Source organism: Aliiroseovarius sediminis (genome assembly GCF_022678485.1).
Lineage (GTDB): Bacteria > Pseudomonadota > Alphaproteobacteria > Rhodobacterales > Rhodobacteraceae > Aliiroseovarius > Aliiroseovarius sediminis.
Genome location: NZ_JALBYP010000025.1, coordinates 64,777 through 77,708, shown reverse-complemented (window position 1 = coordinate 77,708; position 12,932 = coordinate 64,777). Strand labels below are relative to the sequence as shown.

Below are 12,932 nucleotides of genomic sequence, written 5' to 3'. Positions count from 1 at the left end.
TTGAGTTGAATATTGACAATGCGCAGTTCCTTGTCAAAAGCAAACCCCAAGGAACGCCGCCATACGGCCAACCGCAAAGCCATTCTGAACCCTAGCCGGGGTCGGCGGCCAGCAACGATGCCTCGCGACGGGCCGCACATTCGGTGCGTGGACAGACGCGACAGGACGACCCGACAGCCAAAATCGGTCCGTCCGTCGTCGTCGTGACTTGCGCATCGTCGAACGGTTCGATCAGCATTACAGCTTCGAACACAGGTGGTTTGTCAAAGCGCAACGGCTCACGCGGCAGGCAGACCGCTTGGCACAGAAACCGGCGCGGCGTGGTACCCGGCATTTCTACAACCGCTCGTATCGGATGACCCGGTCGGCTTAGCGACTGATAAAGCGGCCAATATGGACAGGCGGCGCCGAAGCGCGGCACGGCAAAACCCGGCACTGACTTTCGCAAGATCAAAGCGCCTGACCCGTCGCAGGACACCAGTCCAACAGCCGGCACGTCCCTGCCCGCCGGAAGAAAGGCCAACCGGCGCATGACGGACGGAAGCGGTTGCCCAAAGCGGGCCGCCAGTCGCCCCGGATCGCCAGACAGGTCGCGCCGCGCGGCTTGAAAGGCACCCTGCGGCATGGCGCACGCATCTTCGGCATATTGCTGGAAATGCCGTCGTGCCACATCCTTGGCCGCTTCGGTCTGCACGCTTGCAACCTGTGCCACCAACGTTTCAATCCGGGCAGAGATGTCGTCGCGGGCGGCACCATCCAACCCTTCCAGCTTGTCCAGATGGTGGTCGCAGCGATCCAGAAAAGCGGCAAGTTCCTCGCCCGGCACTACGGGGGCCATATCCTGATCCGCGCCTGCATCAAGATATCCGACCAACCCCTGCGCGGCGCCAGACAGCCGCAAGCCTTCGTCGCGCATATTGCGCATGAACCGCTGCTGCCAGTCAGCGTCGATCTCGCCCCCGCCGGTCAGAATCCCCACCGTCGAGCGGATCGCTGTCACGGCCGAGATCACTTCGTGCAACGACGCGGCAAGTTCCGGGTCATGGGTCAGCCGGTCGGACAAAGCCTCTACCAGCTGCTCAAGATCGCGGATACGTTGATGCTGGGCGGCGACCAAGGACGCCCAGCCGGGAAAGCGACCCGCCAGATCTTCGGACCGATGGGTTTCCGGGGCAAGATCAGGCATCCGCTGCCCTGCCTCGCGCAGCGCGCCCAACAACGCGACCTCCGCCCCCTCGGTCAGCGCACGGGGGTCGGTTTTCAACTCGCGCGCCAAGTCGCGAACCAACTGCGCACCCGCGCGGCGGCGGTTGTGTTCAATCAGGTTCAAATACGCTGCTGAGATACCAACCGCCTTCGCCAGGGCGGATTGTTTATAGCCAAGAAACAATCGACGCTCGCGAATACGGCTTCCTGCCAAACGGGACTGAGGCATCGCTGCTTCCTTACTGTACACCAAGGCGACCACATGCGGCCGCATTTACAGAAACCTTGCCGGTTTCTGATCGCGTTTACAAGAAATCCGTTAGATTCATGTGTGTTGAGAAAGGGGTTATCATAATTTCGTCAGGCATCCACAGCCCATGTAAACGCATGAAAGCAGGCTTTTGGACGTTTTCAATCTGCAATTATTTCACTTTATGTCAGACCCAAAATAGCACACTAGACTAGCCCAAGAAGGCTACAGCAACGGCTTCATGGCGAGTTCCCGCCGCTTCTGCTCCTCGGCGGTCGACCAACATTCCCTTGCCCTCACAAATGCTTACACACTAGGGTGAAACCATGAATCATCCAGGAGGATACTATGAAGAAAACCCTACTGACCCTCACATGCGTTGCCGCGCTGGCGCTTTCAGCCTGTAACCGCCCGCTGACGGATCAAGAAAAAACGATCGTCGGCGGTGTGGCCGGGATCGGCGCCGGGCTGATCACTGCAAACGCGATTGGCGCAAACAAAAACTGGACTGTTCTGACCACATTGGCTGGTGCCGCCGCAGGTATCATGGTTGCCCGCAACCAACATACCAACCAATGCGCGTATTCGAATGGTGACGGGACCTATCGCACCGCGCCGTGCCCCGTCTGATCAACACATAACACCACAACGAAAGGCGCGCCTTCGGGCGCGTCTTTTTGTTTTCCCACTTGTCAGAACACATCCCCGACCTGCTCTGCATCACATAAGATTGAATTGCATGCCCAGCTTTGGCAAAATGATCGAATGACGCCAATGGACCTTGCCTTTATGCACGCCCCCACCGGGCTTGCGTTGACCGAAAACCGGATCGTGCGGCAATGCAATTTGCGGTTTGCGGAAATGTTTGGCGATGCCGTCGGTGTCTTCACCGACATGCCGCTTGAACGGCTATATCCGTCTGTCAAAGATTATGAAAAAGTCGCACGCGTGGGCGGAGACAGCTTGCGCAAGACGGGGCGTTATTCAGACGAAAGGGTGATGAGACGACTGGATGGTGAGCTTTTCTGGTGCCGGGTGCGCGGCACCAGCCTGACCCCGGATGACCCTTTCAGAAAAGGCGTGTGGAGCTTGGCAGATCTGTCAGCCGAACGCCCCGTGGTCGAACTGACCCCGCGCGAACGTGATGTGGCGATCCTGACCTGTCAGGGGCGGACCTCGAAAGAAATCGGGCTGCAACTCAACCTCAGCTATCGCACGATCGAGGCACACCGTGCTCGGCTTTTGCAAAAATTCGGCGCGCGCAAACTGCCCGAACTGGTCGCCAAATTCTCGGGAATGCCGCTGTAGTCGTTAACCATACGTTATGACAGGCCGAGTAAATTAACGATTAGGTAGGAAACGTTAATTATTCTTTTCCTTAGAGACACGTCGCCAGACAGGAGCAAGCCCGTGGAGTTTACAATCGCCGCGCCTCTGGGCGCGCAGGCCAATCTGATAGCCAATTCGCCAGCACGCAAGGCGCCTGATACTTCCAAGGTGGAAGCCACCCCAAATGCGGGTAAGGCACGAGCGGACCTGCATAATTCGGCAAAGCAGCATGACCCGGCGCAGGATCGCCGTCACCTGGCCCCCTCAGCGCTTGAAGACGATGTCAGCCCAGATACCTTGGCCGGGCCACCCCCGAGCTTTCGGCTAAACCTGCTTGAGCTGGACCAAAAACTTCAACAACAACTGGCGCGCATCGAAACACAGCGCACCCACGCCCGGATGCTGAACGATACGATACCGCACCCCACCGCCGACGAACCGCTTTAATTGCTTTTCACCCCTTCCGTGGCGTCCTATAAGCGTGACGAACATGCATTGCTCGCGCTAACTCCGGGCAACCAAACTAGGGTGAGGACCCATGACGAAAAAACATCATGAAAACGACGTGTCCTTCATCGAGGCACTGGCAAAGCTCCTGCAGGAAAACGACCTGACCGAAGTCGAGGTGATGCGCGATTACGGCGAAAATGACAGCCTGAACGTGCGCGTCAGCCGCGCGAAAGAGGTGGTGCACGCCCCCATGCAAACCGTGGCGCCCGCGCCCATCGCGGCGCCTGTCGCATCCCCCGATACCAGCGCGCCCGGTGCCCCGGTGGAAGACCCTGCAAGCCATCCCGGCGCCGTTCCCTCGCCGATGGTGGGCACGGTTTATCTTCAAGCCGAACCCGGCACCCCCGCCTTCGTTAACGTCGGCGACAAGATCGACGAAGGACAAACCCTTCTGATCGTCGAAGCGATGAAGACCATGAACCAGATCCCCGCGCCCAAATCCGGCATAGTAAAACGGATTCTGGTCGAAGATGGCGCCCCTGTAGAATTCGGCGCGCCCCTGATGATCATCGAATAGGGAACATCCAATGGCCCATTTCGACAAAATCCTGATCGCCAACCGCGGCGAGATCGCTCTTCGCATCATTCGCGGCGCTCGCGAGATGGGGATCAAGACGGTCGCCGTTCATTCGACTGCGGATGTGGACGCGATGCATGTCCGCATGGCTGATGAAAGCGTCTGTATCGGCCCGCCATCCAGCACCGACAGCTATCTGTCCATCCCCGCCATCATCGCCGCTTGTGAAATCACCGGCGCGCAGGCGGTTCACCCCGGCTATGGCTTCCTGTCCGAAAACGCGCAGTTCGTGCAGATTCTTGAAGATCACGACATCACCTTCATCGGCCCCTCGGCAGAACATATCCGCATGATGGGCGACAAAATCACCGCCAAGGAAACCGCGATCAATCTGGGCATCCCGGTTGTACCAGGGTCCGAAGGCGGCGTGCCTGACGTGGCAACCGCGCGCCAAGTGGCGGCCGAAATGGGCTATCCGGTGATCGTCAAAGCAACCGCCGGTGGTGGTGGCAGGGGCATGAAAGTGGCCCAGACCGAAGCGGATATCGACACTGCCTTCGCAACCGCACGAACCGAATCCAAGGCGGCATTTGGCAACGACGAAGTCTATATCGAAAAATACCTGCAAAAACCGCGCCATATCGAGGTTCAGGTTTTTGGCGATGGTCAAGGTGGCGGCGTCCATTTAGCCGAACGTGACTGCTCGCTTCAGCGCCGCCATCAGAAGGTGTTCGAAGAAGCCCCCGGCCCCAGCATCACCCCCGAAGAACGCGCCCGTATCGGCGGCATCTGTGCCAACGCGATCGGTGAAATGGGTTATCGTGGTGCCGGCACGATCGAGTTCCTTTATGAAGACGGTGAGTTTTATTTCATCGAGATGAACACCCGCCTTCAGGTCGAACACCCCGTGACCGAAGCCATTTTCGGCGTTGACCTGGTGCGCGAACAAATCCGCGTCGCCGAAGGTCTGCCACTGTCCTTCGGGCAAGACGATCTTGTGTTGAACGGCCATGCAATCGAAATTCGCATCAACGCTGAACGCCTGCCCAACTTCGCGCCCTGCCCCGGCAAGATCACGCAATATCACGCCCCGGGTGGGTTGGGTGTTCGGATGGACAGTGCACTTTATGATGGCTATTCGATCCCGCCCTATTATGACAGCCTGATCGGTAAGCTGATCGTGCATGGTCGCGACCGGCCCGAGGCGCTGGCGCGGCTGAACCGTGCGCTGGGTGAATTGATCGTCGATGGTGTCGAAACCACAGTGCCGCTGTTCCACGAATTGCTGGCGGAAGAAGACATCCAGACCGGCAACTACAACATCCACTGGCTGGAACGCTGGCTGGACGAAAATCTGGGTTAGGGCCATTGGCCCCGTCCCTTGATCCGCCACCGCTCTGCGCCGAGCTTCTGTTGCGCGCCTACGGAATGGGTGTGTTCCCCATGGCTGAACGGCGCGATGATCTGCGCGTTTTCTGGGTTGATCCAGAAGCGCGCGGCATCTTTCCGCTGGACCATTTTCACATCTCGCGCAGTCTATCGCGCACTATCCGGCGTGCGCCGTTTTCCGTGACATTGAACCGCGATTTTGCGAGCGTCGTCACCGCCTGTGCAGATCGCGACGAAACATGGATCAATGACACAATATATAGCCTTTACCAAGATCTTCATCGCATGGGTCACGCCCATTCGTTGGAAATGTGGGATGGTGACGCACTGGTTGGTGGGGTCTATGGCGTGACACTGGGCCGGGCATTTTTCGGAGAGAGCATGTTTTCCCGCCGTCGGGATGCGTCAAAGGTCGCGCTGGCTTATCTGGTCCGGCACCTGTCGAACACCGGCTTCCGGCTGTTTGACACGCAATTCTTGACGCCGCATCTGGCCAGCTTGGGCGCGGTTAAAATCCCCCGCAAAACGTATCACGAAATGTTGGAGGCTGCGTTGTCAGATGGTGCGGCAGACATCACATCGCGCCCCCTGCCAGACGCTCAGTCCGTGGTACAGCGCAGCACCCAAACATCATAACGCGGGTGATCCAGCGCGTTTAGGGCGGGCGATGACGCGATCATCCAACCTTCAAACGTCGTCTGATCGTCATTGCCGTCGCGCACCACAAGCCAAGCATAGGCATCACCCGACGGGTTATTGGTGGGGTATCTGCATTCCCCCAACGTCACGCGCAATCGCCCTAGTTCGACAGTGTCGCCAACCTTCATCGAAAAGTCGATAGGTGCGCCTGAAACTTTGTCCAGCCCGCGCAGCATCGCGCCAGTTGCCTTAGCGGTTTGCGCCGCGACAGGCATGACAGACGCCATGATCACGATGCCCAATGCGGCGGCGCGTATGATCACTGATCATCCTCGCTTCCAGCGACAAATTTCATCAGAAGTTGAACAAGGCTGACAGAGCCTTGAGTGTCCTCGATTTCGGACCCCGGTTCCAGGTTGAAGGGCGATCCGCCTGGCAAAAGCTCAACATACGATCCGCCCAGCAACCCTTCGGAAGAGACAAGAGCGGCCGTATCCTCGGGCAGGGCCACATCCGATTTCACAGTGAATGAAGTGACCGCGCGGAAGGTTTCGGGGTTCAGGTTGATCCCTGTTACTGCGCCCACCTTGACGCCACCCAGCCGCACATCGGTGCCGACCGATATCCCGTCCGCCGTGCGGAACGACGCGCTATAACTGTGGCTATCGCCGCTGCCCGACAGACCCACGATCTGGCCAGCATACAGAAAAAAACCAACAGCTGCGGCCAGAACCATGCTGCCGGTGACGACTTCGGTTGTGTGGCTATCGCTCATAAAAGCCCCTCGTGAACAGGGAATACAGGAATGAAGGCTGCCGCCGTTTATTCCGGCTGCCAAGCTTCGTAATCGCGCCGATCAGCAGGTTCGGCCTGACGCAGCGACCCCGACGGCGCATAGGCGAACGCGGTGCCTGTCAGGTTGTCCTGATGCGGCTTTTCCCATGCCTTGTGGGGCAATGGGGCTTCGGCCGGGCTGTTATCAAACGTGTGATGTAGCCACCCATGCCATGCGGGGCTGACGCGGCTTGCTTCGGGTTCGCCGTTGAAAATCACCCAGCGGCGGCTGTCGTCGCGATTGCGGTAAAAGACATTGCCTTGCTCGTCTTCGCCCACTTTCACGCCTTTGCGCCAAGTGAACAGACGGGTGCCGATGGTCTCACGGTGATACCAGGTCAGCAGGGACAAGATGAAACGCATGTCAGTCTCCGGTTTGGTTCTTACTTCATATGGCGCAAGCGGCCCGGAAGGTCCAGTGCTTTGCAACCAATTGGGCGGCGTTTGGGTAAATTGCGGCGGGCGCCGCGATAGTCTGGACAAAAAAGCCACCGCGTGGGCAATGGCTTGATAGTTTCACGTTGCGCGCCCGGGCGCGATCAGCTTGCGCTGACCTCTTCTTTCGCGCCTTCGCTATAGATGATCAGCGGCTTGGCGTCCGACGATACAGCCTCTTCATTCACCACAACCTCGTCCACATTTTCCAGCCCAGGCAGGTCAAACATGGTATCCAGCAGGATGTCTTCCATGATCGAGCGCAAACCCCGCGCACCGGTCTTGCGTTCAATGGCGCGTTTGGCAATCGCCTTCAGCGCGTCATCAGTGAAGGTCAGCTGAGCATCTTCCAGCTCGAACAGCCGCTGGTACTGTTTCACCAAGGCATTCTTGGGATTGGTCAAGATCGTGACCAGTGCATCGGCGTCCAGATCTTCCAGCGTTGCGATCACCGGCAAACGGCCAACAAATTCGGGAATCAGGCCAAATTTCAGCAGGTCTTCCGGCTCCAGTTCCTGAAACAACTCGCCCACGCCGCGGTCATCATTTTCGCGCACGTCAGCCCCAAAGCCCATCGCCGAGCCCTTGCCGCGCTGCGCGATGATCTTGTCCAGACCCGCAAACGCTCCGCCACAAATGAACAGAATGTTGGTCGTGTCAACCTGCAGGAATTCCTGCTGCGGATGCTTGCGCCCGCCCTGCGGCGGCACCGAGGCAACGGTGCCTTCCATAATCTTCAGAAGCGCCTGCTGCACGCCTTCGCCCGACACATCGCGGGTGATTGAAGGATTGTCAGACTTACGCGTGATTTTGTCGACCTCGTCGATATAAACGATACCGCGTTGAGCGCGTTCGACATTGTATTCAGATGCTTGAAGCAGCTTCAGGATGATATTCTCGACATCCTCGCCCACGTAACCCGCTTCGGTCAGCGTGGTCGCATCGGCCATGGTGAACGGCACATCCAGAATGCGCGCCAGCGTTTGTGCCAACAACGTCTTGCCGCAACCCGTGGGGCCGATCAGCATGATGTTGGATTTCGCCAGTTCAATCTCGTCGCCCGATGCGGCGGCGTGGTTCAGACGCTTATAGTGGTTGTGAACCGCCACAGACAGCACGCGCTTGGCGTGGGCCTGCCCGATCACATAATCGTCAAGCACATTGCAGATGTCGATCGGGGTCGGCACACCATCTGATGCTTTCAGCCCAGATGTTTTTGTTTCCTCGCGAATGATGTCCATACACAATTCGACACATTCGTCACAAATGAACACGGTCGGACCCGCGATCAGCTTGCGCACTTCATGTTGGCTTTTGCCGCAGAACGAACAATAGAGTGTGTTCTTGCTGTCGCCGGTGGAGTTGTTCGCCATCATCTCGTCCTATTGGGTCCGTGGTCGGATCCGGTTTATGCCCATTCGAGCCGTAAATTTCTTTCGCAACCCCAAGTCTAGGCCAGTGGCCGGGCAGGCACAATCCGGTTTTTCCGAACGGCCTGCCCGCGTGTTGCCAGCCCGATACGCACCGGGCGTGGCGCTTATTCGTCGTCGTCACCTTTGCCGCGATTCTCAACGATCTCGTCGATATGGCCCCAGTCCTTGGCCTCTTGCGGTGACATGAAATTGTCACGCTCCAACGCTTTTTCAACGTCTTTCAACGTGTTGCCGGTATGTTTTACGTATATCTGGTTCAACGTATCCTTGACCTTCTGGGTCTCGGCGGCGTGAATCATGATGTCCGTCGCCTGCCCCTGATAACCGCCGGACGGTTGGTGGACCATGATCCGCGAATGCGGCAGTGAGAAGCGCATGCCTTTTTCACCCGCCACCGACAAAAGCGATCCCATGGACGCCGCCTGCCCGATCACAAGGGTTGATACCGCCGGTTTGATATATTGCATCGTGTCATAGATCGACAGCCCGGACGTCACCACGCCGCCGGGCGAATTGATATACATCGAGATTTCTTTTTTCGGGTTCTCGGCTTCCAAGTGCAGAAGCTGTGCCACGATCAGGCTGGACATGCCGTCATGGACGGGGCCGTTCACGAAAACGATGCGTTCCTTCAGTAGGCGGGAAAAGATGTCATAGGCCCGTTCGCCCCGCGATGTCTGTTCCACCACCATGGGCACAAGGGTATTGTTATAAATTTCGAGTGGGTCGTGCATTTCAGCCTGCTTTCATGTTCACGCCAAGGCCGCCAATCCGGCCCCTGACGCATGATGTTAAAGTCGCAGGAAAGGGGCTGCAAGGGGGGGCGCGCAACCCGTCTGCCCCGCGGGACGACGTTTGGCTCCGAGATGCCGCAAATTGGTTAATAAAACCCTGCCACTTGCAGAGTGCCTTCCCCGGCGAAAAGAAAAACGGCGCCATTTTCAGGCGCCGTTGTCCTTAAAAGATGTGCTTGGGTCAACCGGGGCTCATTCCGCGCAGACGCTCGGACCGGCGACGCAACAGTTCGACCACCGTCAGCAAGATAATCGAGACACCGACAAGAAGCGTAGCAACCGCCAGAATGGTCGGACTAATCTGCTCACGCAGGCCGGTGAACATCTGCCAAGGCAGGGTTTGCTGCTTGGCTGAGCCGACGAAAATCACCACAACCACCTCGTCAAACGAGGTGATGAAGGCAAACAAAGCCCCCGAGATCACGCCGGGCAGAATCAGCGGCATCTGCACACGAAAGAACGTGGTCACAGGATCCGCACCCATATTCGCCGCAGCGCGTGTCAGCGACCGGTCAAACCCGACCAAGGTTGCCGTCACCGTGATGATGACGAAGGGAATGCCAAGCGCGGCATGGGCCAGAACAACGCCCCAGTAAGTGCCCGCCAGATTGATCTTGGAATAGAAGAAATACATCCCCGCTGCTGAAATAATCAGTGGCACAATCATCGGTGAAATCAAGATCGCCATGATTGCACGGCGCGCAGGCACATGCGGCTGACTTAACCCGATGGCCGCCAAAGTGCCCAGCGATACCGAAACCACCGTGGCCACCGGCGCAATCTTGATCGAATTCCACATGGCGTTCTGCCAATCGGGGTTCGAGAAGAAATCACGATAGTGCTTCAGCGAATACCCGTCCGGGTCAAGCCGCAGCATCTCTGGCGTGAAGGTGAAGAAGTTCTCGGCGTTGAAGCTAAGCGGCACCACGACGGCAATGGGCGCGATCAAGAAAAAGAAGATCAAGCCACAGATTACCAGAAAGGTATAGTGCCAGATCCGCTGGCCGGTCGTTGCATAAGGAGGAAGTTTGGCCATGTCAGTTACCCCAGCTTCACGTTGTCAATGCCGACGATCTTGTCATAGGCCCAATACAGGACCAAGACGACCGCCAGAAGAATGGCCCCCAACGCCGAGGCAAGGCCCCAGTTCAGGGATGTCGAGATGTGGAACGCGATCTGGTTCGAAATAAACGTCCCCTTGGTGCCACCCACAAGCGCGGGCGTGATGTAGTAACCGATTGCCAAGATAAACACGAGAATCGACCCCGCCCCAATGCCTGGAATGGTTTGCGGGAAATAGACGCGCCAAAACGCGGTCCAATCCGTCGCGCCTAAGCTCTTGGCCGCGCGGACGTAACTGGGCGGAATGGTCTGCATAACCGAATACATCGGCAGGATCATGAAGGGCAGCAGAATGTGGGTCATCGCAACGATCGTGCCGAACTGGTTGTTGATGATGATCAGCCGTGCATTGTCATCCACAAGGCCGATCCAGACCAGAACGTCGTTGATCACCCCTTGTTGCTGCAACAGAATTTTCCACGCCGACGTTCGCACCAGAAGCGATGTCCAGAACGGCAGCAGCACGAGGATCATTAAAAGGTTGGCTTTGCGCGTCGGCAAATTCGCCAGAAGCCATGCCACCGGATATGCCAGCACAATGCAGGAAAAGGTGATCAGAAGTGACATCCACAGCGTCCGCTTGAGCAGATTCATGTAAATGCGTTCACGTTCCGGGCGCATCTCGGCCCCGTCGGGACCCACACGCATGTCGACGGCGTTCAGGAAATAGCCGGCCGTCACCGGCGGAGAGTAGGTTTTGATAGTGCGCCAGACATCGGTGTCCGCCCAGTCCTCGTTGATCTCGATCAGCTGTTCTTTCCACGGTCCGCCATTTTCCAAGTCGAACTTCTTGGCCTTGCGTCCCGATGTTCGAAACACGGAAGACATGCCGGGATTTTCATAGTTCAGACGGCTGCCCACCCTCGTGTGAATCTTCTGCTCAGCCGCCTCTTTCAAGTCGGCAGCCATCGCGGCGAACACAGCTTCACTGGGAAGCTCACCCGAATCCGCATCCCAGGACGACAGAGCCTGAGTGGAGCGGGGAAGCGTCTGGCTGACAATCTTGTTTTCGACCGAGCGATACAGCATGTCCCCGATCGGCATTATGAAGCTGACCAGAACAAAGATCAGCAGCGGTGCGATCAAAAGCAAAGCGCGCATTTTTTGACGTCGCAGCGCTTTCCTTAGGCTGCGTTTCAGCGGCGTTCCATCTGCGGCCAGAACGGGGCCGCCCGTATCGGTCATGTCGCTCATATTTTCCCTGTCAGCGTTTGCTTTTATTAATTATGCGACGCGCCGTGTGCCAACGATTGACAAGGGCGCAAGTCGTTTATTTGGGTGGGAAGGGCCGCCCCCGGCCCCTCCCGATGTCGTGTTTATCTGGCCAACCAAGCTTCGAACTTGGCGTTCAGATCGTCGCGGTTGTCGGCCCACCATTCATAGTCATAGATATGAACGTTGCCCGAATTGGCGGGATCGGTCGGCATATGCGGTGCCATCTCGATCCCCAGTTCAGCATGTTGGCCGACCAAGGGAGCCGACGATTTACGCGCCGGGCCGTACGAGATGAATTTCGCCTGATCCGCCAGACGCTGCGTGTCGGTGGCGAACTTCAAGAAGTGCATCACGCGCGCCTTGCGATCTTCGGGCAGACCAGCGGGAACCACCCAGCCGTCAAGGTCAAAGGATTGCATGTCCCACAGCATTTCAATCGGCTGATCCTGCTCGGCAATTGCCGAGAACAGACGACCGTTATAGGTCGACCCCATTACGACTTCGCCATCGGCCAGAAGCTGGGGTGTTTCCGCACCTGCGGTCCACCAAACAACCTGATCTTTGATTGTAGCCAATTTATCAAGCGCTTGGTTCACGCCTTCATCCGTGCCCAGCGTGTCATAGATCGCGTCTTTCTCGACGCCATCGCAGTACAAGGCCCATTCCATGTTGTCGATCGGACGCTTCTGCAGCGCGCGTTTGCCGGGGAATTTCTCAAGGTCAAACACATCGCAGACGCTGGTCGGTGCTTCGTCACCGATAAGGTCGGTGCGATATCCGAAGGTTGTTGAATAGACAATCTGCGGCACGAAGCAGTCGGACACCAGCAGGTCACCGAAATCTTCCGATGCGGGCGTGCCATCCGGGGCGGGCTCCAGCACCTCATCGTGCTCAAGTTCGATTGCAAGACCTTCGTCGCATAGACGCATGGCGTCAGATGCCACCGCGTCGACCAGATCCCATGTGACGTTGCCAGCCTCGTTCATGGCGCGCAACTTTGCCACAGCCTCGGCCGAGCTTTCGTCCCACGTCACGCTCACCTCGGGGTACATTTCCAGATAAGGCTCGACATAAGCCTTTACCTGGCTGGCCTGATAGGCCCCACCCCAAGAAACGAGGGTCATCTCGTTGGCCATATCCTGTGCGGACACCGCACCGGCGGTGACCGTCAGCGCCGAACTGGCCAAAAGAGTTTTCACAAGCTTCATACTTTATTCTCCCTAGTTGTCCCGCTTGATTGGTCGGGTTCGCATGAACGG

The 12,932-nt window shown here is 57.7% G+C and carries 14 protein-coding genes and 1 pseudogene; 6 read left to right on the top strand and 9 right to left on the bottom strand.

Annotation, left to right across the window (positions count from 1 at the left end; all coding sequences use genetic code 11):
• Positions 1–91: 91 nt before the first annotated feature.
• A complete protein-coding gene (locus MN186_RS05925) occupies positions 92–1,435 on the bottom strand; it encodes an XRE family transcriptional regulator (protein WP_242113446.1) in 1,344 nt (447 codons plus the stop codon).
• A 369-nt stretch (positions 1,436–1,804) separates the two neighbouring features.
• Between MN186_RS05925 and MN186_RS05920 the strand changes: the two genes are divergently transcribed.
• The 6 genes from MN186_RS05920 to aat all read left to right on the top strand — a co-directional run bounded on the left by MN186_RS05920 (position 1,805) and on the right by aat (position 5,837).
• A complete protein-coding gene (locus MN186_RS05920; RefSeq protein WP_242113445.1) occupies positions 1,805–2,086 on the top strand; it encodes a glucose-6-phosphate isomerase in 282 nt (93 codons plus the stop codon).
• Between the two features lie 135 nt (positions 2,087–2,221).
• On the top strand, positions 2,222–2,764 hold the full coding sequence (locus MN186_RS05915; RefSeq protein ID WP_242113444.1) for a LuxR C-terminal-related transcriptional regulator: 543 nt from the start codon (positions 2,222–2,224) through the stop codon (positions 2,762–2,764).
• A 102-nt stretch (positions 2,765–2,866) separates the two neighbouring features.
• The gene (locus tag MN186_RS05910) at positions 2,867–3,232 is read left to right on the top strand and encodes a hypothetical protein (protein WP_242113443.1); all 366 of its coding nucleotides are present in this window, start codon (positions 2,867–2,869) and stop codon (positions 3,230–3,232) included.
• A gap of 91 nt (positions 3,233–3,323) precedes the next feature.
• A complete protein-coding gene (accB, locus tag MN186_RS05905) occupies positions 3,324–3,812 on the top strand; it encodes an acetyl-CoA carboxylase biotin carboxyl carrier protein (RefSeq protein ID WP_242113442.1) in 489 nt (162 codons plus the stop codon).
• 10 nt (positions 3,813–3,822) lie between these two features.
• Positions 3,823–5,175 carry an acetyl-CoA carboxylase biotin carboxylase subunit gene (accC, locus tag MN186_RS05900; RefSeq protein ID WP_242113441.1) on the top strand — a complete coding sequence of 451 codons (1,353 nt, stop codon included), beginning with the start codon at positions 3,823–3,825 and terminating at the stop codon, positions 5,173–5,175.
• 65 nt (positions 5,176–5,240) lie between these two features.
• Positions 5,241–5,837, top strand: coding sequence for a leucyl/phenylalanyl-tRNA--protein transferase (gene aat, locus MN186_RS05895; RefSeq protein ID WP_242113557.1), 597 nt, complete (start codon positions 5,241–5,243; stop codon positions 5,835–5,837).
• On the opposite strand, the gene MN186_RS05890 is transcribed toward aat, so the two are convergent.
• The 8 genes and pseudogenes from MN186_RS05890 to MN186_RS05855 form a co-directional block, all read right to left on the bottom strand.
• A complete protein-coding gene (locus MN186_RS05890) occupies positions 5,801–6,163 on the bottom strand; it encodes a DUF2155 domain-containing protein (protein ID WP_338024984.1) in 363 nt (120 codons plus the stop codon). The two genes, aat and MN186_RS05890, sit on opposite strands and share 37 nt — an antisense overlap.
• Positions 6,160–6,615 carry an outer membrane lipid asymmetry maintenance protein MlaD gene (mlaD, locus tag MN186_RS05885; protein ID WP_242113440.1) on the bottom strand — a complete coding sequence of 152 codons (456 nt, stop codon included), beginning with the start codon at positions 6,613–6,615 and terminating at the stop codon, positions 6,160–6,162. Before mlaD ends, MN186_RS05890 begins: the two co-directional genes overlap by 4 nt.
• A 47-nt stretch (positions 6,616–6,662) precedes the next feature.
• Positions 6,663–7,037 (bottom strand): NADH:ubiquinone oxidoreductase subunit NDUFA12, encoded by a 375-nt coding sequence (locus tag MN186_RS05880; RefSeq protein ID WP_242113439.1) that lies wholly within the window; start codon positions 7,035–7,037, stop codon positions 6,663–6,665.
• A 176-nt stretch (positions 7,038–7,213) separates the two neighbouring features.
• Complete coding sequence (clpX, locus tag MN186_RS05875; protein WP_242113438.1) at positions 7,214–8,482, bottom strand: ATP-dependent Clp protease ATP-binding subunit ClpX; 1,269 nt, start codon at positions 8,480–8,482, stop codon at positions 7,214–7,216.
• Between the two features lie 164 nt (positions 8,483–8,646).
• Positions 8,647–9,276, bottom strand: coding sequence for an ATP-dependent Clp protease proteolytic subunit (locus MN186_RS05870; RefSeq protein ID WP_242113437.1), 630 nt, complete (start codon positions 9,274–9,276; stop codon positions 8,647–8,649).
• A gap of 241 nt (positions 9,277–9,517) precedes the next feature.
• Positions 9,518–10,363: pseudogene (locus tag MN186_RS05865) on the bottom strand (ABC transporter permease); the annotation flags it as partial.
• Positions 10,364–10,377: 14 nt separating this feature from the next.
• The gene (locus MN186_RS05860; RefSeq protein WP_242113435.1) at positions 10,378–11,652 is read right to left on the bottom strand and encodes an ABC transporter permease; all 1,275 of its coding nucleotides are present in this window, start codon (positions 11,650–11,652) and stop codon (positions 10,378–10,380) included.
• Between the two features lie 122 nt (positions 11,653–11,774).
• Positions 11,775–12,881, bottom strand: a complete 1,107-nt coding sequence (locus MN186_RS05855; protein ID WP_242113434.1) for an extracellular solute-binding protein — start codon at positions 12,879–12,881, stop codon at positions 11,775–11,777.
• Between the last annotated feature and the right edge of the window lie 51 nt (positions 12,882–12,932).